Annotated in this window: 18 protein-coding genes; 11 read left to right on the top strand and 7 right to left on the bottom strand. The window is 65.5% G+C overall.

Going from position 1 to position 21,184, the window contains the following annotated elements; genetic code table 11:
* Entirely contained in the window at positions 1–1,554 is a 1,554-nt protein-coding gene (locus OG203_RS42355) for an acyl-CoA carboxylase subunit beta (RefSeq protein ID WP_405162819.1), read from the bottom strand.
* Between the two features lie 284 nt (positions 1,555–1,838).
* Entirely contained in the window at positions 1,839–2,597 is a 759-nt protein-coding gene (locus OG203_RS42350) for an alpha/beta hydrolase (RefSeq protein ID WP_405162818.1), read from the bottom strand.
* 244 nt (positions 2,598–2,841) lie between these two features.
* Between OG203_RS42350 and OG203_RS42345 the strand changes: the two genes are divergently transcribed.
* Positions 2,842–4,041: a dipeptidase gene (locus tag OG203_RS42345; protein WP_405162817.1), complete on the top strand. Its 1,200-nt coding sequence runs from the start codon at positions 2,842–2,844 to the stop codon at positions 4,039–4,041.
* Between the two features lie 23 nt (positions 4,042–4,064).
* On the opposite strand, the gene OG203_RS42340 is transcribed toward OG203_RS42345, so the two are convergent.
* On the bottom strand, positions 4,065–4,877 hold the full coding sequence (locus OG203_RS42340; RefSeq protein ID WP_405162816.1) for an SAM-dependent methyltransferase: 813 nt from the start codon (positions 4,875–4,877) through the stop codon (positions 4,065–4,067).
* 197 nt (positions 4,878–5,074) lie between these two features.
* On the bottom strand, positions 5,075–5,704 hold the full coding sequence (locus OG203_RS42335; RefSeq protein ID WP_405162815.1) for a TetR/AcrR family transcriptional regulator: 630 nt from the start codon (positions 5,702–5,704) through the stop codon (positions 5,075–5,077).
* Between the two features lie 159 nt (positions 5,705–5,863).
* Here OG203_RS42335 and abc-f point away from each other — a divergent pair, with 159 nt between their 5' ends.
* Positions 5,864–7,462 carry a ribosomal protection-like ABC-F family protein gene (abc-f, locus tag OG203_RS42330; RefSeq protein WP_405162814.1) on the top strand — a complete coding sequence of 533 codons (1,599 nt, stop codon included), beginning with the start codon at positions 5,864–5,866 and terminating at the stop codon, positions 7,460–7,462.
* Positions 7,463–7,547: 85 nt separating this feature from the next.
* Positions 7,548–8,201 (top strand): CatB-related O-acetyltransferase, encoded by a 654-nt coding sequence (locus OG203_RS42325; RefSeq protein ID WP_405168174.1) that lies wholly within the window; start codon positions 7,548–7,550, stop codon positions 8,199–8,201.
* Between the two features lie 74 nt (positions 8,202–8,275).
* On the opposite strand, the gene OG203_RS42320 is transcribed toward OG203_RS42325, so the two are convergent.
* A complete protein-coding gene (locus tag OG203_RS42320; protein ID WP_405162813.1) occupies positions 8,276–8,836 on the bottom strand; it encodes a GNAT family N-acetyltransferase in 561 nt (186 codons plus the stop codon).
* 199 nt (positions 8,837–9,035) lie between these two features.
* Between OG203_RS42320 and OG203_RS42315 the strand changes: the two genes are divergently transcribed.
* Positions 9,036–9,299 carry a hypothetical protein gene (locus tag OG203_RS42315; protein ID WP_405162812.1) on the top strand — a complete coding sequence of 88 codons (264 nt, stop codon included), beginning with the start codon at positions 9,036–9,038 and terminating at the stop codon, positions 9,297–9,299.
* 11 nt (positions 9,300–9,310) lie between these two features.
* Here OG203_RS42315 and fdxA read toward each other — a convergent pair whose 3' ends face one another.
* Positions 9,311–9,658, bottom strand: coding sequence for a ferredoxin (gene fdxA, locus OG203_RS42310; RefSeq protein ID WP_405162811.1), 348 nt, complete (start codon positions 9,656–9,658; stop codon positions 9,311–9,313).
* 110 nt (positions 9,659–9,768) lie between these two features.
* Between fdxA and OG203_RS42305 the strand changes: the two genes are divergently transcribed.
* The 3 genes from OG203_RS42305 (at position 9,769) to OG203_RS42295 (ending at position 12,464) form a co-directional block, all read left to right on the top strand.
* On the top strand, positions 9,769–10,698 hold the full coding sequence (locus OG203_RS42305) for a LysR family transcriptional regulator (RefSeq protein WP_405162810.1): 930 nt from the start codon (positions 9,769–9,771) through the stop codon (positions 10,696–10,698).
* Between the two features lie 176 nt (positions 10,699–10,874).
* Positions 10,875–11,921, top strand: a complete 1,047-nt coding sequence (locus tag OG203_RS42300; RefSeq protein ID WP_405162809.1) for an alpha/beta hydrolase family protein — start codon at positions 10,875–10,877, stop codon at positions 11,919–11,921.
* 174 nt (positions 11,922–12,095) lie between these two features.
* Positions 12,096–12,464, top strand: a complete 369-nt coding sequence (locus OG203_RS42295) for a hypothetical protein (protein WP_405162808.1) — start codon at positions 12,096–12,098, stop codon at positions 12,462–12,464.
* 61 nt (positions 12,465–12,525) lie between these two features.
* Here the strand turns inward: OG203_RS42295 and OG203_RS42290 are convergent, their stop codons facing one another.
* The gene (locus OG203_RS42290) at positions 12,526–13,536 is read right to left on the bottom strand and encodes a LacI family DNA-binding transcriptional regulator (protein WP_405162807.1); all 1,011 of its coding nucleotides are present in this window, start codon (positions 13,534–13,536) and stop codon (positions 12,526–12,528) included.
* Positions 13,537–13,811: 275 nt separating this feature from the next.
* Between OG203_RS42290 and OG203_RS42285 the strand changes: the two genes are divergently transcribed.
* From OG203_RS42285 to ileS, 4 genes are all read left to right on the top strand, one after another.
* Positions 13,812–15,392 (top strand): sugar ABC transporter ATP-binding protein, encoded by a 1,581-nt coding sequence (locus tag OG203_RS42285; RefSeq protein ID WP_405162806.1) that lies wholly within the window; start codon positions 13,812–13,814, stop codon positions 15,390–15,392.
* A gap of 55 nt (positions 15,393–15,447) precedes the next feature.
* Complete coding sequence (locus tag OG203_RS42280; protein WP_405162805.1) at positions 15,448–16,578, top strand: ABC transporter permease; 1,131 nt, start codon at positions 15,448–15,450, stop codon at positions 16,576–16,578.
* A 64-nt stretch (positions 16,579–16,642) separates the two neighbouring features.
* On the top strand, positions 16,643–17,626 hold the full coding sequence (locus OG203_RS42275; protein ID WP_405162804.1) for a substrate-binding domain-containing protein: 984 nt from the start codon (positions 16,643–16,645) through the stop codon (positions 17,624–17,626).
* Between the two features lie 337 nt (positions 17,627–17,963).
* Positions 17,964–21,113: an isoleucine--tRNA ligase gene (gene ileS, locus OG203_RS42270; protein WP_405162803.1), complete on the top strand. Its 3,150-nt coding sequence runs from the start codon at positions 17,964–17,966 to the stop codon at positions 21,111–21,113.
* Positions 21,114–21,184: the final 71 nt, after the last annotated feature.

The raw sequence follows: 21,184 nt of genomic DNA, 5'->3' as shown, positions 1-21,184 counted from the left end.
TCACATCGGATACACCGAATGCTTGCGCGGATTGAACTCCGGCTTGGCCGGCGGCTTGTCGCGCAGCAACCGCAGCGCGTGCCGGATCTCCAGGCGGGTGCGCGCTGGTTCGATGACCGCGTCGATGTAGCCGCGTTCGGCGGCGATCCACGGGGTCGCGATCGTCTCGTTGTAATGGTTGACCATGAACTCGCGCGCGGCGGCCCGCTGCTCCTGCGGCACCGCCGCCAATTGCCGCTTACCGATGAGATCGACCGCGCTTTCGGCGCCGATCACCGCGATCCGAGCCGTCGGCCAGGCGAAACTGATGTCCGCACCCACCTGCCGGGCCGCCATCATGCCGTAGGCGCCGCCGTACGACTTGCGCACAACGAGGTTGATGATCGGCACCGTTGCCTCGATGATCGCGCGCGGGACCCGGCCACCGCGGATGATCACACCGTTGGCTTCCTGGTCGAGGCCGGGCAGCACGCCGGGGGTGTCGACGACGAACACCAGCGGAATGTTGAACGCGTCGCAGAGCCGGATGAAGTAGGTCGACTTGTCCGAGCAGGCCGCGTCGATGGAACCACCGAGCACCAGCGGCTGGTTGGCGATCACACCGACCGGATATCCATCGACGCGAGCGAATCCGGTGATCAGATTCGGCGCCATCGCGGCGCGGACCTCGTGGAATTCACCGTCGTCGAAGATGCGGAGCAGGATCTCGTGCATGTCGTACCCGGTGCGATCGGAATCCGGGATGATCCCCTCGAGCTCCCGATCGGTAGCGATGATCTCCGGCTCCAAGCCGGGATTGACGACCGGCGGTTGCTCGAGGCAGCTCGTCGGCATGTAGCTCAGGTACTGGCGGGCCCAGTCGTAGGCCTCTTGTTCGGTGCCTGCCACGTGATGCAGGGTGCCGCGTTTGGCCTGGACCTCGGCGCCACCAAGATCCTCGGCCGTGATGTCCTCGCCGTTGACGGCTTTGATCACCTCCGGCCCGGTGACGAACATGTAGGAGTCCTTGGTGCCGATGAGCACGTCGGTGTTGATCGGCCCATACACCGAACCCGCCGCGCACTTGCCGAGAATGATCGACACCTGCGGCACATACCCGGACAGCTTCTCCAGCACTCGGGAGATATCGCCGAACGAAGCGATCGAGCCCACCGCGTCCTGGATACGCGCACCGCCGGAATCGTTGATCGTGACCACCGGGCACGCGTTGTCGAACGCGAACTGCAGCGCCCGCATGAACTTGCGCGCGGAGGTGACACCGACCGATCCGCCGTACACGGTCTGATCATGGGCGATCAGCACCACCGGGCGGCCGCCGATCAACCCACGACCGGTGACCAGCCCGTCGCCGTAGAGGCCGTCCGGTTGGTCAGGTTGACGAGCCAGGGCATTGGTCTCGATGAACGTACCGGGGTCGAGCAGCATGTGCACCCGCTCGCGGACGCTCGGAATGCCCTTCTTCGCCCGCTTGGCAACACCGGTTTCCCCCGCGGGCTCCGTAGCGATCGCCAGGATCTTGACCAATTCATCGAGCTTCGCCTGGGTATCAACCACGCTTGCCGCCACCTTCCTACCATCTGTCGTGCCTTGGCGAGGTTAAGCGGTACGGACACAAGAGCGCATCACCGGCTGCCAGATGCGGGACAGGTCACAGTTCGGACCTGATTCGTATGGCATCCCCAACAGCACGAGCGCTGCGCCCGGACCAGCCGCAAGGACGGTGCCGGGTGTCGTTTCGTCTGATGCGGGGAAGCATCGAAGTGACCGCCGAACCTGCGGCGATGACGCTGGACGAAGGCCGGTGTCCGGCGCGAAACCGGACACCGGCACCTGTCAGGTCACGCCGACAGGGTGACGGCTTGTCCGAGATGGCGGGTGAAGAATCGGGCTCCTGCATCGATATCGAATCCGCGCATCTGGTTATGCCTGCCCGGATAGACGTGCAATGACTTGTCCAGCGAGGCACAGGCATCGAACAACGTGAGGCCGGGTTGGCGGCCGATTTCCGTGTCGTCCCAGGCGATCGTGAACTCGACGGGGATGGTGATCTGCTTCGCGGCTTCGATCAGTGCCTCGTATGCGAAGACCGGACCGAAGGCCGCGGCGGTGATCCTGGGTTCGACCGCCGTCAACATCAGTCCGATCGCGACGCCCAGTGTCATGCCGCCGTAGCCGATCGGTGCTTCGGTGCCGATGTCGGGAAGTGCCTGCAGTGCGTCGATGGTCGCCTGCCATTCCGGCACAGCGCGTTCGGCGAGAGAAGTGTTGTAGTCGGCGATGATCGGAGCCATCGGCTCCCCGGTTTCCCGAGCCCGCACGAATGCGGCGCGGGCGGCGTCGTCCGCGGCGTCGCGCGGCCGATCGCCGTGTCCCGGTGCGTCGATGGCGGCGACGGTGAACCCGCGGGTGGTCACGAGGTGGTGCGCGTTGGCGACCAGTCCCGGCGCCTTCTTGTGGATGCCGCCGGTGTGACCGCTCAGAATCAGCGGTGCGCCGCTCGAACCGGACGCCGGTGACCAGAGCACACCGGTGATGTCGCCCAGCGTGAATTCGCGTTCGATGACACCGTTCAACGATGTCTCAGAGAGAAAATGCATGGTGTTGTCCTTCGGATTGCCTTGTGGTTCAGGCGCTCCCGGCGACACCTACGTTATTCGCCCGACCGTAACGTCAGGGGGAGCACCCACATGGATACTGCGTTCATGGGGTCTCACCTCCTCGCGGTGTGTCACGGTCTCGAGCAGGCTAGCAGCCTAACCGTCGAGCCGCCCAACCCTTTTCCTGCTGACCGGCAAGACCGGAACATTCGACACCGATACCGCGCACGTATAGAACGGAGTAGTGACAGCTGATCTGCTCGCTCGCGCACACGCCGTCCTCCGCGACACCCCGGTGGTGGATGGCCACAACGATCTTCCATGGGCCATGCGCCTCCTGGCCGGTTACGATCTCGACGCCGTCGACCTGGCGACGGATCAGCGTGCGCGTCTGCACACCGATCTCGATCGGCTCCGCACCGGCGGGGTCGGCGCGCAGTTCTGGTCGGTGTACGCACGGAGCAACCTGGCCGGGGACGCCGCTGTCAGCGCGACCCTCGAGCAGATCGACTTCGTGCGAACGCTGACCGAACGATTCCCCGATCGACTCCAATTGGCGTGCACCGCAGACGAAATGGAGGCCGCCCGCGCCGCGGGCCGGATCGCCTCGCTGATGGGTGCCGAGGGCGGCCACAGCATCAACAGCTCGCTCGCGACCCTGCGCGCCCTGCATCGACTCGGCGTGCGATACATGACCCTCACGCACAACGACAATGTGCCGTGGGCCGATTCGGCCACCGACGAGCCGAAGGCCGGTGGGCTGACCGCGTTCGGCGAAGAGGTGGTGCGGGAGATGAACCGCGTCGGCATGCTGGTCGACCTGTCCCACGTCTCCCCCGACACCATGCGCGCGGCGCTCGCGGTATCCGAGGCGCCCGTGATCTTCTCGCACTCCTGCGCCCGCGCGATCTGCGACCACCCGCGCAACATCCCCGATGATGTCCTGGCCACGCTGCCCGCCAACGGCGGTGTGGCGATGGCCGCCTTCGTCGGATACTTCCTGCTGCCCGCCGCGAGGGATTGGTCGGCGGCGGCCGATGAGTACGTGCGCGCCAACGGCTTCCACCGACTGGACTGGTCACCGGAGGCGACCGAATGCCGTCGGACATTCGAGACCACTCACCCGCGCCCACCGCTGACCGTGGCGACGGTGGCCGACCATCTCGATTATCTGCGCGAGGTGGTCGGCATCGATCACATCGGTCTCGGCAGCGACTTCGACGGCGCCAGCTACCTGCCCGCCGGCCTGGACGACGTCTCCGGTTACCCGAACCTCATCGCCGAGCTACTCGGCCGCGGCTGGTCCGAACCCGATATCGGAAAACTGACCTGGCACAACGCCGTTCGCGTCCTCCGGGATGCCGAAGCCGTCGCCGAACGCCTGCAAAGCAGCCGTCGCCCCTCCAACGCCACCATCGCTCAACTCGACGGTTCCGCACGCTGAGAACCGCGCGACTCCAGGCCTGCTCAGACCTTCTTGCCGACCGCGCCGTAGAGCGATACCCGCTTGTCATAGCTTTGCGGGTGCGCGATGCCCTCGCTGCGCCATCGGTGGATCACCGTGACACCGGGCTCGACGAGTTCGAGTCCGTCGAAGAAGCGGGCGACTTCGGTGTGCGAGCGCGCACGGACGGGGATGCCGCGATCCGCGTAGACCTGCAACAGACGCGCCATGCCCTCCGGGTCCGCGTCGCCTTCGTCGAAATCGGTTGTGACATGGGACATCGCCAGATAGGAGCCCGGCGCCAAGGGCGCCATCAACGTATTCACGATGTCGTAGACGTCGCCGGGCACGAAGTGCAGCAACGCCATGAGCGACAACGCCACCGGCTGCGAAAGATCCAGCGTCTTGCGCAACTCCGGCGCGTCGAGGATGGCGGCCGGATCCGCGGCATCGGCCTGAATGTAGGTGGTGCGTCCCTCGGGTGTGCTCACCAGCAGTGCCCGCGCGTGCGCGAGCACAAGAGGGTCGTTGTCGACGTAGACGATCCGGGACTCGGACGCCTGTTCCTGGGCGATCTGGTGCAGGTTCGGCTCGGTCGGGATGCCGGTGCCGATATCGAGATACTGCCGAATCCCCTGCCCGGCAAGGTAGCGCGTGGCATGCCGCATGAACTCGCGATTGGTGCGGGCAGTCAGCTGGACGTGGGGGAAGTCCTTCAGCGCCTGCTCGGCGGCCACGCGGTCGGCATCGTAGGAGTCCTTGCCGCCGAGGAAGTAGTCATACATCCGCGCCGAGTGCGCCACGTCAGTACGCAGGTCGATAGGGCCGTCTGACACGCCTAAGTCTCCTTGTGCGTTGGTATCTGTCTCAACGAGGTATACCGCATCCGAGCAATCGACCTGATGAGATCCGGTGGTCCTGCCGCACTGTACCCCCGCCTACCGACGCGGAGAGTCGATCGTGTCTGTGTCGCAACACTTCCCGTGAAATGGAAGAGTCCAGTTCGGTCAGTTCCACTGGGTCTCGAAACCCGTCAGGTTGCGTCCGGTTCGGTGAATGCTCCGGCCTGTGCGGCGAGCACGGCGCTCGCGGCCGCGTGGTCCGGGAGGTGCGGGTCCGGCGGGGTGCGCAGCAGTACCAGCCGGTGATAGACCGGTGCGGTAGCGGCGATCAGCAAGGCGCGCGCATCGATGTGCGGCGCCAGCTCGCCGCGCCGAATCGCTCGCTCGATGATGATCTCGGACTGCGCGTACCGGTCCTCCCACAGTTGACGCAGGGCTCGGGCGGCCTCGTCGGATCGGAACGAGACCGCGATCAGCGCCACCGCGATCGACGACTCCTCGGCCATGGAGTCCTGGATCTCCTCGTTGAGCGCCGCCAGATCGCCGCGCAGGGAGCCGGTGTCGCGCGGGTGCCACGCCATATCGCTGGCCGCGGCGAAGACGTCGGTGAGCAGACCGCCGACATCACGCCAGCGGCGATACACCGTAGTTCGATGCACTCCCGCGCGGGCGGCGACCGTGTCCACGGTGAGCGCGTCGTAACCGTGCTCGGTCAGCTCCGCGCGGACCGCTTCGAGAACTTGGTCGCGGATGCGGGCGGTTCGGCCGCCCGGCCGCTGGGTAGGTGGGGTCGGCGGGACGCTGTCGCGTGCGGAATTCATGGTCGGTCATCCGATTGCTTGACGGGGTAGGTCGGTAGCGCTATCTTAATGCAACAGTTGTCGCACTAAGTGAGGTTATGCCGATGCTCATTCGAAGTGTTCACCCGGCCCCGCGATCCCCTATCACCGTGCCGTCCTCGAATGCTTCGGAGTGTGCGTATGCCAACCCAGATCACCGCGCTCGCGGTCAGCAAGTCCTTCCATGGCCGACTCGTTCTCGATGAGGTGACGTGTTCGCTCGCCGCTGGTGAGCGCACCGGGATCATCGGCGAGAACGGATCCGGCAAGACCACCCTGCTTCGCCTGCTCGCCGGGCGAGAACAACCCGATCAGGGCGAGATCGTCGTGCACGCCGACGGCGGCGTCGGCTACCTCACCCAGGACGAGCAGCTACCGCCACACATGACCGTCCAGCAGGTCATCGACTGGGCACTGAGCGAGCTACGCGCGATCGAGCGGCGGATGCGCCGCCTCGAGGTCGCGATGGCCGAGGGCGACGAGTCGGGAATGGCCGAATACGGCGAGCTGACAACCGTTTTCGAACTGCGCGGCGGTTACGACGCCGACGCTCGGGTGGAACGTGCGCTGCACGGACTCGGCTTGGGCCTGGTCGACCGCGACCGCACGGTCGGCGGGCTGTCCGGCGGCGAGCAGGTCCGGCTGCGCTTGGCCGCGGTATTGGCGGCCGGGTCCGAGGTGCTGTTGCTGGACGAGCCGACCAACCATCTCGACGACAACGCCCTGACCTGGCTGGAAGACCATCTGCGCACCCGTCGCGGCACGACGGTGACGGTCTCCCACGACCGGGTCTTCCTCGAGCGAGTCGCGACCAGTCTGCTGGAGGTCGACGCGGACAAGCGGCGGGTCATCCGATATGGCAACGGCTACACCGGATTCCTGACCGAGAAGGCGGCGGCGCGACAGCGGTGGGCGCAGGCACACGCGCAGTGGCGCGACGATACCGACCGGCTGCGCGAGGTCGCCGCCACCACGGCCCGCCGCGTCGCACCGGGCCGGGCGATGAAGGACAACAACAAGATGGCCTACGACCGGGCCGGTGGGCGGGTGCAGCAGTCGCTGGCCAGCCGGGTCCGCAATGCCGAGGAGCGGCTGCGCCGGCTGCTCGCGGACCCGGTGCCGCCGCCACCGGAACCGCTGCGGTTCGCGCCGACCCTGCGGTCAGGCCATGCACGCGGCAGTATGCTCGACGCCTCCGACATCGCTGTCGCGGGCAGGTTGGACCGGATGAGCCTTACGCTCGCCGCGGGCGACCGACTGCTGATCACCGGCCCGAACGGCGCGGGTAAGACCACGCTGTTGCGCGTGCTGGCAGGCGCGCTCACTCCGGACAGCGGGACCGTAACCCGCAGCGGCACAGTCGGTTACCTCATGCAAGAACCACGTTTCGCCGAACCCGGGGACTCGCTGTTGGCGGCCTTCGCCCGCGGTCGCACGGGAGATGCCGCCGACCGATTGATGTCGCTGGGCCTGTTCGACCGCGCCCAGTTCTCGACGCGCGTCGAGAACCTGTCCACGGGTCAGCGGCAGCGGCTCGCCTTGGCGCGGTTGGTCAGCGAGCCCGTCGATGTGCTGCTGCTCGATGAACCGACCAACCATCTGTCGCCCGGTCTGGTCGAGGACCTGGAAACCGCCCTGGCCGATTATCGAGGCGCCCTCGTGATCGTCAGCCACGACCGCAGGCTGCGGACACGCTGGCGGGGCGCTCGCCTCGACCTGCGGGCGACGGCATCCGTCTGAAGATTCCCGAATACCCACGTACCGAAGGAGTTTCGCTGTGCCCGACCGCCCCTTGATTCCCGCGGACCCGACCGTGCTGCACCCCATGCCCGGCCAGCCGCGCGTGCTGCTGCTGAAGCCGCTGATCACCTCGCCCCTGATCGAGGTCGGCGAGTTCTCCTACTACGACGATCCCGACGACCCGACCGCGTTCGAAACCCGAAATGTGCTGTACCACTACGGCCCGGAGAAGTTGATCATCGGCAAGTTCTGCGCACTCGGCACCGGAACGCGGTTCATCATGAACGGCGCCAATCACCGCATGGACGGTCCGTCGACATTCCCGTTCCCCACCATGGGCGGCTCATGGTCGGACAACTTCGACCTGCTCACCGGCCTGCCGAGCCGAGGCGACACCGTCGTCGGCAACGACGTCTGGTTCGGCAACGGCGTGACCGTGATGCCCGGCGTGCGGATCGGCAACGGCGCGATCATCAGCACCGGGTCCGTGGTCACCGGCGACGTGCCCGATTACGGCATCGTCGGCGGCAATCCGGCCCGCCTCATCCGAACCCGCTACCACGACGAGGACATCGCCAGGCTGCTGGCGGTGGCTTGGTGGGACTGGCCTATCGAACACATCACCGAACACGTGCGAACGATCATGTCCGGCAACATCACTGACCTCGAAATCGCCGCCGAATCGGCCTCACCAACCAGTCCGCGATCGGCCGAGGCCCCATCGGCCGAACCGCGATAACCCAACCCCCACCAGCCAATTCCACCTGACCACAGTCGACGCCCTAACCGCCGCCATCCTCAACGGCCGCTACGCTAACTCCGCTCACTAGCAACCCAATCCGCCTGTCGCAGCTCATATTCCACCTCACCATGCTCGGTACCCGGCAGCGGATCATCGAAGTGAACGTGAAATGTCCGAACATATCTCAAACCGACCTTCTCCATCACCCGACGAGAGCCGACATTGACCGCCATAGTCTGAGCCCACACCCGCTCAACCCCCAGCTCACTGAACCCCTTTCCAACCAGCGCCCGCGCCCCCTCCGTCGCATACCCCCGCCCCCACACCGACGCCACCAACCGATACCCGAGCTCCACCTCCCTGACACTCCCGTCCTCCGCCGGCTGAATACCCAACCACCCCACAAACTTTCCGCCCGCCCGCTCGATAACGGCCCACCGCCCCGCCGGCCCAACCCGATAGTCCCGCAGGATTCCCGGCAACACCTCACGCTCGATCACGACACGTGGCGTGGGTTCTCCGGTAAGGAACCGCATCACCTCAGGATCACTGTCCAACAACACCAAATTGTCGACATCAGCCTCCGTGAACCGCCGCAACACCAACCGCTCCGTCTCCAGAAACACATCCACCAGCACTCCTCTCCCGCGTACACATCACCCGAATCCTCCGAGATGGGATGCTCCGACCATGACACCTTGGAACCTACTTGTCATCGACAAGGCCCTGCGGGCGAGCTGGGGCGCCGACACCTGTTCCCCGGATGACGTCGCTCGTGCCGACTGGCAACCCGACAACCCCGCGTAGGGTCACTGCGACATCACCGCTCTGATGGTCAACGACTTCTTCGGCGGAGACCTGGTGGTCGGCGAGGTGTGGCTCAACGGGGAACAGCACGGTTTTCACTGGTGGAACCGCTTGCCCACCGGCATCGAACTCGACCTGACTCGTGACCAGTTCCGACTAGGTCAGACCATCACCGCTACTCGCGTCGTCGAACGCCCACCCGGCCCCACTCGCCACCGATGGTCCGAGTATCTCCAATTGCGAGAGCGCGTAATCGGCCATCTCGGTCCGCTGCCAGACCCCATGTGAGCCGGGCGAATTCAGCACTCTGGCCGAGACTGATATTCCTGCACGTAAATCGTGTCGACGCCCAGCGCACCAATCACCGTCCCGCCGCCCGGCTGCCCGAGTGGTGTTGTCCGTCCGGGCAGTGGCTCGGCGAAGAAGCGGGCGTTCTCGATGACGAACTGCTCCTGCCCTGTGGGAAGGTCATCTTCGAAGTAGATCGCCTCGACCGGGCAGACCGGTTCGCAGGCCCCGCAGTCGATGCATTCATCGGGCTGGATGTAGGCCATTCGCTTGCCGATGAAAATGCAGTCCATCGGGCATTCCTCGATGCAGGCCCGGTCCAGGACGTCGACGCAGGCGGCGCCGATCACGAACGTCACAATGTTCTCCTCAGCTGTCCTTGATCCGCGACTCGGTATAGGCACGAGCCTGGTGCCCACTCGTGCGGGCCGGTAGGGCCCAATACCCCATCACCTCATAAGCTGTCCTTATGACCCTGCCGCCGGTAACACCCGATCTGGAGGTGCTTGACCTGCTTGTATCGGTGGCGGAGCTGGGCAGCCTCGGCGCGGCCGCGCGACGACACGGCATCAGCCAGCCCGCCGCGGGCATGCGGCTCAGTGCGCTGGAGCGGCGACTGCACCTTCGGCTGCTGGATCGCGGGCCCACCGGGTCGTCGTTGACCGACGCCGGTCACACCGTGGTCGACCTCGGCCGCCCAGTGCTGGCGGCCGCACTGCTGATGACGGACGGTATCGCGGCCCTGCACCGCGCCGAACGCCCGAGCTTGCGCGTCATGGCGTCGAAAACCATTGCCGACCATCGCATTCCGCATTGGCTGACGGCACTGCGGAAGATCCGCCCTGACCTGGCGGTGGCACTGGACGTGGCGAATTCCCGGCAGGTGACCGCAGCGGTACGCGACCGCGAGACCGAGCTCGGCTTCGTTGAAGGACCCCATCCCCCAGCGGGATTGGGTAGCCGCGTACTCGTCGCCGACGAGCTCGTAGTGGTCGTCGCGCCGACTCATCTGTGGGCCGTCCGGAGCCGTCCGGTGACCCTGCGCGAACTCGCCGACACCCCGCTGTTGTGGCGGGAGAAGGGTTCCGGAACCCGCGACACGGTCTGGGAGGCACTCGAGATTCATGGCACACCGGCCGCACCGGCAGCCGAACTCGGCTCGGCCGCAACGATTCTCGCTACTGCCCGCAGTGGCATCGCACCTGCGGTGGTCAGCCGCCTTATCGTGGCGCACGAGCTACGCGCCCGCACCCTGCACGAGGTGCACCTGGCCGACTCGACCACCCTGACCAGAAAGTTTCGCGCCATCTGGCACCGCCGGACACCACCCAGCGGTCCCGCCGAGGACCTGGTCGAGCTCGCCGCTCGCATCGAGGCGGCGCGAACACGGAGACGGTAGACCTCGAATGTCGCTGCTACCAATAGATAGCAGCGGTGTGGCGGCTGGCGCGAAAGACCGTCGAGTTACTGCTAAAGGTAGATAAGGCGGCCGGGCGGCGGTTAGATTGGTGCCTCGTGGGGAGACGAGCGGTTTTGGCCGCGGTAGCGATTACATTGTTTGCGAGCGTGGGGGCGGTGGCTTCCGCCGATCCGGCCGTGGAGCACGAAGGGTTCAGCTTTCAGTTCGGGGATTTCACCGCGACCGGGCAGCTGGACTATCCGGCCGGGGCGCGGAATGCGCCTGTGGTGGTGTTGATTCCGGGCTCTTCGCCCGAGGACCTCAACGCCGATGTCGGTCCCTCGCACATATTCCTAGATATCTCGAACGATCTGACGCGGCGTGGGTATGCGGTCATGCGATACAACAAGCGCTACGTTCGCGGCCCCGGTGATGTGGACTACGAATCCTATGGGACGAAGCTCGATCTGAACGGGATGCGCGACGACGCCGAGCGAGTGTTGCGGGCTGCCGAGCAGGACTCGCACGTGGATCCGCGGCGAGTGTTCTTGTACGGGTGGAGCGAGGGCAGCACGGTCGCCGCGGCCCTGGCGACGACGCATCGGGAGTTGGCGGGCACCATCTTCCAGGCGCCGGTCACTGTGCCGTGGCGGGTCGTGTTCGGATATCAGACGGAGTTCGTGGAACTGCCCTATCTGCAGCGCTACGCGGTGAACGGGAAACTCAGGCCGGATGAGTTGCGGCGCGCCTATTCCGGTGACGGTGGCCTGGTAGCGCGCTCGGCGCTGATATATGCCTGCGTGAATGCCGCGGGCGGGGATTTCACCGCGAATCCGGATTACGACCTTGATCACGACGGCATGCTGGATATCGATCTGGAGCTCCGGCCAGGCGCGGAGGCGTTTCTCGATCACTGGCTCGCCGGGAATTCGATCTACGCGGCGGGACGGGCGCTGCCAACGGTCACCGAACAGGCCCGGGAACTGAGTGGGCCTGTTCTGGTTCTGCAGGGAACCGAGGACGCCAATGTGCCGCCCGCCGGCGCGACCGCATTGGACGCGGCCCTCACACTGGCAGGCAATCGCGACCATACCCTGCGAGTGTTCCCCGGTCTCGGGCATTCGCTGGGGCTCGCACCGGATGTAGTGCGCGACAACTTCGAACCGATCGACCCGAGCGCACTCGACGCCATCGGTCAATGGCTCGACGCCCATGTCCGCTGACGAATTTCAGGCACGACCGCGGGCCTGAATGCCCGCACCGCCCCAAGTGTCATGAATCGAAACATACTGCAAGACAGCAAATCTGACGGCCCGTTGAGGCATTACGGGTGGCCGGTCAGCGCGGTAGGTTGAGGTTCGAGATTACCGGCAACGGCACGGGAGTGACTGATCGATATGCGCCAACGAACACTTGCCATGCTCGGCATCGCGTGTCCGATGTTCGCCGCCGCCTTCGTCGCTGCCGCCCCTTACGCCGCCGCGACGGATTACCAACCGGCACCTCAGGTTTCGTGCAACGACTACTGGTGCCGCAACGACTCGGATGACACCTACCGGATAGACGCGACGGTGCAGTGCGGGCCCGCATTCCCCTTCATCCCCTACTACACCAACATATTCGCCTATCTACCGCCGCACCGGACAACGCTAATCGGGTCTAATTGCCCGAAAGGCTCGGTGCCGGAGGTAGTCACGTACCACGCCGTGATCGACAACCGCCCGATCCCACCCTGGCCCTTCGCCGGTACCGGCTCATCGATCTGAGCCAGCGGCCCAACCAGATCCGCGCGGCGCAGTTACCAACCATCTGCAGCGAGGCAGCGCATCAGGCGACGACGATCCGCCGGGTACTTTCCCGAACGCGAAGCCGAGCAGGCAGCACAACACGTTGCACCGGAAACACTTCCCCAGCGATCCGCCGTAGCAGCAATTCGGTTGCCCGCCTGCCAATTTCGTAACTCGGCTGCTCCACCAGGGTGATCGGCGGCGCGAACCCCGCCCAGCTCATCTCGTCGAACCCGGCAAGCAGAATGTCCGCCGGGAAGGTGACACCGGTATCGGCGAGCGCGTTCAGCGCGCCGACCATCATCAGGTTGTTGCCAACGAACAGTCCGTCGGGTCGGTCGGCCAGCGCAAGGACCGCGCGCGCCGCCGCCCGCCCTCCTTCGCTGCGATAGTCACCGCGCAGCTCGAGCGCCGGGTCCGGTTCGATGCCCGCCTGGCGCAGCGCGGATCGATACCCGCTGAGCCGCCCCGTCGCCGTCGACGCGTCGGACGGCCCGGTAATCATCGCGATGCGCCGACAACCGGCCGCGATGAGATGGCCGACCGCCTCCTTGGCGGCCTTCTGATTGTTGACGGTCACGCTGTCGACGTCGGCCGAGCGCAGCCGCCGGTCGATGACGACCACCGGGATGCCGCGCTCGGTGAGTGTGCCGATGCGGCTGTGCGCGGTGGAGGACGGCGCCAGGATGACGCCCGCCATCCGCTCGCCCGCGGCGACCTCGAGATAGCGCTGCTCCTTGTCGAGGCTCTCGTCGGAATTGGCGAGGACCACCGAGTAATCGCGTTCACTGGCAGCGTCTTCGACCCCGCGGGCGAGCGCGGTGAAGAACGGGTTCTGAATGTCCGCGATGATCAGGCCGAGGACCCTGGTTGCCCGGGTGCGCAGGGATCTGGCCTGGCTGTTCGGACGATAGCCCAGCTTGTCGACGGCGACGCGCACGCGCTCGCACAGCTCCGGCGCAACTCGAGGATCGGCGTTGAGCACCCGCGATACCGTGGCGGGCGAAACACCGGCCAGTGCCGCGACGTCGCGAATCGTCACCGTCGCCATCTGCGGCGTACCCCCTTCGCGCCAGCGCCGGATGCTGCGGTGCGAGCGTGAAAACGATTTCCTCGCACTGCGGTTGAGCATTGCTGGTGGGCACTGTAGCCGACAAGTTCTGGCGCTCAATGGTCTTGACGGCTCGATGAGTCGAAATTTACCGTATCAGAAAACGATTTCTGAGACCGATGTCACACTGGGTGGACCAGTCACCATTCACGCGGCACCCACCGGTCGACGAAGGGGAGGGGTCAGGTGGCACGTATCGGACTTCACGGAATCCCATGACCGGCACCGACGCTCGCGCGCCGTTGCTCGCCATGAGCGGCATCGTCAAGGAGTTCCCCGGCGTGAAAGCGCTGCGCGGGGTCGAGTTGACGTTGCGCGATGGCGAGGTGCTCGCACTGCTCGGCGAGAACGGCGCCGGTAAGTCGACCTTGATGAACGTGCTCGCCGGAGTGTTCACCCCCGACGAGGGCAGCATCGAAATCGAAGGCAGCCCTGTGCATTTGCGCTCCCCCAAGGACGCCGCCCGGCACGGCATCGCGATGATCCACCAGGAGTTGAACCTGGTGCCGGAGTTGTCGATCGCCGACAACATCTTCCTCGGCCAGGAACTGCGCACGATCCGTGGCACGCTGAACCGGACGGAAATGGACGCGCGAACCAGCGCGCTGCTGGCCAGGGTGGGTCTGGACTTGAAGCCGCGCAGGCTGGTTCGGCAATGCCGCCTCGCTGAACAACAGCTCATCGAGGTCGCCAAGGCGCTCAACCACGACCTGAAGATCCTGGTGATGGACGAGCCGACCTCCGCGCTCACCGAGGCGGAGGTGGAGCGGCTGTTCGCCGTCATCCGAAACCTGACCGCACACGGCGTCGGCATCATTTACATCTCGCACCGGCTCGAAGAGCTGGAGGAGATCGCCGACACGGTCACCGTGCTGCGCGACGGCGCTTACGTCGCACAGCGACCGATGAAAGACACCCGCCGCGCCGAACTCATTCAGCTGATGGTCGGCCGTCCGCTCGGCGAGCTGTTCCCGCGCAGCACCGAGCAGCACCAAGGTGGCCAAATACGTTTGACCGTAAAGCATTTAACGACGAAGCCAGCCGCGGGCAGCGACGCGGTGCCCCTGCACGACCTCTCATTCGAGGTTGCCGAAGGCGAAATCGTCGGGCTGGCCGGACTGATGGGGGCCGGTCGCAGTGAGGTGCTCGAGGCCATCTACGGGGCGGCCACCGGCGTCAGCGCGACGATCAGCCTCGCGGGCCGTCCTTACCGCCCACGCAGTCCACGTCGCGCGATCGCCCGCGGCATCGCACTCGTCGCCGAGGATCGCAAGGCGCAGAGCCTGATGCTTGCCAACACCGTGCGATTCAACGCGTCGCTGGCGGCGCTGAATCGGTACCTGCGTCCATGGCGCACGGTCGACGCGAAGCGAGAACGCGCCGCGGTCGCCGCCAAGGTCACCGAGCTGAAGGTGAAGACCGCGTCGCTCGCCACCATCGTCGACACCCTGTCCGGCGGCAATCAGCAGAAGGTCGTGCTCGCCAAATGCCTGCTCACCCAACCGTCGGTACTTCTCATGGACGAGCCGACCCGCGGCATCGATGTCGGCGCGAAGGCGGAGGTGCACGCGCTGATGGACGAACTGGCCAGGAAGGGCGCGGCGATCCTCGCGGTGTCGTCGGAGCTACTCGAACTGATCGGCATGTGCGACCGCATCCTCGTGCTGTGCGAGGGACGGCTCACCGGCGAGTTCCATCGAGATCCCGCGCGTGGCGCCCCATTCGACCAGGAAGCGATTCTCGCGGCGGCGATGGCCAGGGCGCCCGCTACCGGCGCCGAGCGCGAAGCAGGCTGAGCGCGCCGACACAGAGAACTCCCCAGCCGACGCAGTGCGACCACCAGGACCACGAATGACGGACACATCCCCCACCGCTGACCAGCCCGCCGGGTTACGGTCGCGGCTGACCCGGCTGACGCCATTCCTCGGCGCCGCACAGGGTTACATCGGTCTGCTGCTGGTGATTCTCATCGGCATCGGCACCAAGGGCCAGTACTTCTGGAACCAGACCAACATCACCAACGCCATCACCGCGTTCTCCTCCCGCGGCATCCTCGCGGTCGGCGTCACCCTGGTGATCCTCACCGCGGGCATCGACCTGTCCGTCGGCTCGATCCTCGGCATCGGCTCGATGACCGCCGCGATGCTGCTGGTCCATCAGAGTCTCAGCCCCTGGCTGATCGTTCCGGCCTGCGCGCTGGTCGGTGCGTTCTTCGGACTGTGCAACGGACTCGGCACCACCGTGCTGCGGATCCAGTCGTTCGTCATGACGCTGGCCATGTTGTCCGTGGTCCGCGGCATCGACCGGCAGGTCTCCGGCAATGTCGCCGTCGGCACGGCCGTCTCCGACGAGAACGGGCACCTCACTCCCAACGCGTCCGACTTCGCCCTGCTCGGCACCCCCGGCCATACCTTGTTCAAAGGAACCTGGCTGCCGCTGTTCGGTACCGCCGGGATCTCCTATCCGGTGCTCGCCTTCGTCGCCGTCTGCGTCATCGCCCAGCTCGTCCTGTCCAAGACCACCTTCGGCCGCCACATCTACGCCGTGGGCGGGAATCCAACTGCCGCACGACTTTCCGGCGTCAACGTGACACTGGTGGTCATCGCGGTCTTCACCCTGTCCGGCATGCTCGCTGGATTCGCCGGGCCGATCGATGCCGCTTACCGCGCGTCGGGCGACCCGCTGGCCGGTTCCGGGTACGAGCTGGATGCCATCGCCGCCGCGGTCATCGGCGGTGCGAGCCTGGCCGGCGGAAAGGGTGCTATCACAGGCACTTTCGTCGGAGCGCTGATACTCACCCTGCTCGATAATGTGCTCGGCCTGAACGCGGTCAGCGACAACCTCCAGCTGATCATCAAGGGCCTGATCGTCGTGGTCGCCGTTGTCCTGCAGCGGCCTGGATTCTTCCGTGGTCTCACCGGACCGCTGGCCCGGTGGCTACCCCTCGGTCGGGGTCGCCCGCACGAAAGCAGCGGCACCTGATGCCGTTTCGCGACCGAGGCCGTCGGGCCGAAGTCGTCGCCCACCCTCTGTTCCAGGAGTGAAAATGCCATCGATTCGTCGCTCAGTTCTCACGGCGGCAGCGCTGTGCACGACGGCCGTGGCCGCCGCGGCTTGCGCGTCCAGCCCGCCGAGTGCCTCCGACGGCGGCCAGTTCGTCATCGGATACTCGCAGTCGAACAATGCCGAGCCGTACCGGGCGCAGCTCAACCTCCAGCTGCAGTACTTCGTCAAACAGCACCCCGACCTCAAACTGCTACCCATCACCGACGCGCACCAGGACAGCGCGACGCAGGTCAGCCAGGTGCAGACCTTCATCCAGCAGAAGGTCAACGCGCTCATCGTCTCGCCCAACGAGCCGGCCCCGCTCACCGCGGCCGTGCAGCAGGCCTGCGACGCCCACATCCCCGTCATCATCTTGGACCGCACTGTCAGCACCGACTGCTACGACTCGTTCATCGGCGGCGACAACTACGCCATCGGCAAGCTCGCCGGGGCGGCCGCCGTGCAGGCGCTACCCAACGGGGGCAATGTCGTCGAACTCCGCGGCATCCTGTCCGACCAGCCACAGGTCGACCGCGACAAGGGTTTCCGGGACGCGATCGCCGGGCACAACGTGACCATTATCGAAGAGCAGGAAGCCAAATGGCTGAAGGCCAACGCCACCACCGTCATGCAGCAATGGCTGTCCAAGGGTGACAAGATCGACCTGGTCTACGCGCACAACGACGACATGGCCCTCGGCGCCCAACTCGCCATCCAGGGCGCGGGCAAGGCCGGCTCCATCCAAATCATCGGCATCGACGGCCTCGCCATCCCGACCGGCGGCATCCGCGCCGTCCAAAACGGCCAGCTACTCACAACTTTCGTCTACCCCACCGGCGCCGAGCAAGCAGTCAGCACCCTCGAACAGATCCGCAACCACCAGACGGTGCAAAAGAAGCAGGTCCTCGACACAACCCAGGTAACCCCAGCCAACGCCGCCCAGATCTACCAGCAGTACGACATGTCCGACAAGGTAGGCGGCTGACTCCTCGCAGTCCGAGCATCGAGAGATGCCGCGGTTACGCCGCACGACTATTGGCCCGCAAGCATCGCGAGGCGAGGTGGTGGCCGTTGCCTCAGGCTGAGTTCGGCGCCCTGTTAGTCTCAGGTTCAACGGCGTTGATCCGGCTATCACCGGGAAGCCTCCGGAAGAACAGACCTCGGTCTCAGTAGAACCGGACGTCCGTCGCACGTCATAGCGACCTAATGAGCGGCGCACGGAGTACGTGCGCAAGCGGGGTGGTACCGCGGCTCCCAGGTTTCTGGGTGTTCGTCCTCGCACGGGTTACAACACACTGCCTGTGCGAGCAAGGGAGCCGAATATGGTCCACACCGATCGAGTCGCGTCGCCGTTCAGCGCGCTCCCGGCGCGAATCGAGCTTCCCGAGATCGAGCCGAAGATCATCGAATGGTGGACCGCGAACAACATCTTCGCGCGCAGCCTCGAGCGTACCGTCGACGGGCCGAGGTGGGGTTTCTACGAGGGTCCGCCCACCGCCAACGGGTCGCCGGGCGTGCACCATGTCGAGGCGCGGGTCTTCAAAGACGTGTTTCCGCGGTTCAAGACGATGAAGGGGTACTCGGTTCCGCGCCAAGCCGGTTGGGACTGCCATGGTCTGCCGGTCGAGTTGGCGGTGGAGAAGGAATTGGGACTCAACGGCAAACCCGAGATCGAGAAGTTCGGGGTCGCCGAGTTCAACGCCAGGTGTCGTGAGTCGGTGATGCGGCACGTCGGCGAGTTCGAGCAGCTGACCCAGCGCATGGGGTACTGGATCGACCTCGCGCACCCGTACACCACGATGTCGCCGGAATACATCGACAGTGTGTGGTGGTCGCTGAAGCAGATCTTCGATGCCGGTCTGCTCACCGAAGACTTCCGCGTCGCACCGTACTGCCCTCGCTGTGGCACAACGCTGTCCGATCACGAGCTGGCCCAGGGCTATGAGACGGTGACCGATCCGTCGGTGTATGTGCAACTGCCCCTGGTGGATTCGGTTGCGGGGATCGAGGATGTCCAGCTGTTGATCTGGACGACGACCCCGTGGACGCTACCGTCCAATACCGCCGTTGCCGTGCACCCGTCGGTCAGCTACGTCATCGCGCGGACCGCGACCGGAACATTCCTTGTCGCCGAGCCGTTGGTGAACACGGTTCTCGGCGAGGATGTTTCGGTGCTGGCCACCGTCACCGGTGCGGAACTGGACGGACTCCGGTATCGCCCGCCGTTCGACATCGTCGATATCCCCAACGCGCACCGGATCGTTCTCGCCGACTATGTCACCACCTCCGATGGCACCGGTTTGGTCCATCAGGCTCCAGCCTTCGGCGCCGACGACCTGGTTGTCTGCCGCGCCAACGGACTGCCGCTGGTCAACCCGATCGAGGCCGACGGACGTTTCTTCGGTGACCTGCAGCTGATCGGTGGCCTGTTCTTCAAGGATGCCGACCCGGTGCTGATCCAAGAGTTGGAGAGACGCGGATTGCTGTTCCGCCGAACCGATTTCGAACACAGCTACCCACATTGCTGGCGTTGCCACACTCGATTGATGTACTACGCGCAGCCGTCCTGGTACATCCGCACCACCGCGGTACGCGACGCACTGCACCGCGAGAACGAGCAGACGAACTGGTTCCCCGACACCATTAAGCACGGGCGCTTCGGCGATTGGCTGGACAACAATGTCGACTGGGCGGTATCGCGCAGTCGGTACTGGGGCACCCCGCTTCCGTTGTGGCGCTGCACCAACGGGCACATCACTGCCATCGGATCCCGTGCGCAACTGAGTGGGCTTGTCGGAGAAGATGTTGCGGAGATCGATCCGCACCGGCCCTATATCGACGCGGTAACCTTCACCTGCCCGGACTGCGATACCGTCGCCACCCGCGTCCCGGAAGTCATTGACGCCTGGTACGACTCGGGATCCATGCCGTTCGCCTCGTTGGGTTATCCGCATGTGGCGGGCAGTGTCGAAGCGTTCGAACGCAACTACCCCGCGCAATACATCTGTGAGGCCATCGATCAGACCCGCGGCTGGTTCTACACGATGATGGCGGTCGGCACGCTGGTGTTCGACCGTTCCTCCTACGAGAACGTCGTCTGCCTCGGTCATATCCTGGCCGAGGACGGCCGCAAGATGAGCAAGCATCTCGGCAATGTCCTTGCGCCGATTCCCTTGATGCACGACCACGGCGCCGACCCGCTGCGCTGGTTCATGGCGTGCGTCGGTTCGCCGTGGTCGGCGCGCCGGGTCGGACCCGGTGTGCTCGAGGACATTTCGCGCCGATTGTTGATGACCTACTGGAATACGGCCTCGTTCTTCGCGCTGTACGCGAGCAATTCGGCCTGGAGTCCGCAATCAGCGGCCGCGGTGGCGCAACGCCCCGTGCTGGATCGATGGATCCTGAGCGAGCTGCACAACCTGAGCGCATCAGTGGACGCTCGCCTGGAGTCCTACGACACGACCGGGGCGGGTCGGCTGCTGTCGGAATTCGTTGATGTCCTGTCGAATTGGTACGTCCGACGCTCCCGGCAGCGGTTCTGGGATGGTGAGCAGGATGCGTTGTCGACGCTGTTCGAATGCCTCGATGTCTTGACGCGTCTGCTGGCACCGTTCGTCCCGTTCATCACCGAACACGTGTGGCAGAACGTCATTCGCTCCGGCAACCCGCTCGCGCCGGAATCGGTGCACCTTTCCGATTGGCCCACAGCGGATCTGGCGTTGATCGACAAAGACCTCGCCGACAACGTCCGCACCGCGCGAACGTTGGCCGAGGCGGGCCGGGCGGCGCGCAAGTCCAGCAAGGTTCGCGTCCGCCAGCCGCTGGCCAGGGCACTCGTCGGTCTCCCGCCGGGGGCCGTGCTCCCACAGGACCTGCTCGATGATGTGGCCGACGAACTCAACGTCAAACACCTCGAACTGTTGCAGTCGACAGCGGCGGTGATCGACGTCAGCGTCAAAGCGAACTTCCGCGCGCTCGGTAAACGCTTCGGCAAACAGACTCAGGCCGTTGCCAACAGCGTGCACGCCGCCGACCCGCAACGCCTTGTCGAGGAACTTCGGGACCGCGGATCGGCATCCGTTGATTTCGAAGGGGCCGAAATCGCCCTCGGCCCAGACGATCTGATCGTCTCGGAACTCCCGCGCACCGGTTGGATCGTCGAAGCGCAGCGAGGAGTCACCATCGCGCTTGACATCGAGATCACCACCGAACTCGCCGCCGAGGGCATCGCTCGCGACGTGGTCCGAGCCATCCAAAACGCCCGCCGCGACGCAGGATTGGACGTCTCCGACAGAATCGCCCTCACCATCGCAGCCGACGAAACCGTGCTGGCCACGGTGCGACAGCATGAAACCTTCATCGCCCACGAAACATTGGCCACCTCAACCACTCTCGTCGACTCCGTCAGCGAGGGGTTCGCCGCGACAGTCGGCGAAGCCGCCGAAATCACCGTCCGAACGGTGCGGGCCTAGCCGTGTTGCGGGCGGTGCCGCAGTGGGCAGCCACGGTAATGGGACCCTCCGCCCAGGCGGGTTTCGGGTAA

The sequence above is a fragment of the Nocardia sp. NBC_01499 genome (genome assembly GCF_045040275.1).
In the GTDB taxonomy this organism is placed as follows: domain Bacteria; phylum Actinomycetota; class Actinomycetes; order Mycobacteriales; family Mycobacteriaceae; genus Nocardia.
Note: the sequence above shows the minus strand (reverse complement) of the source record. Positions and strands in the feature narration are given on the sequence as shown.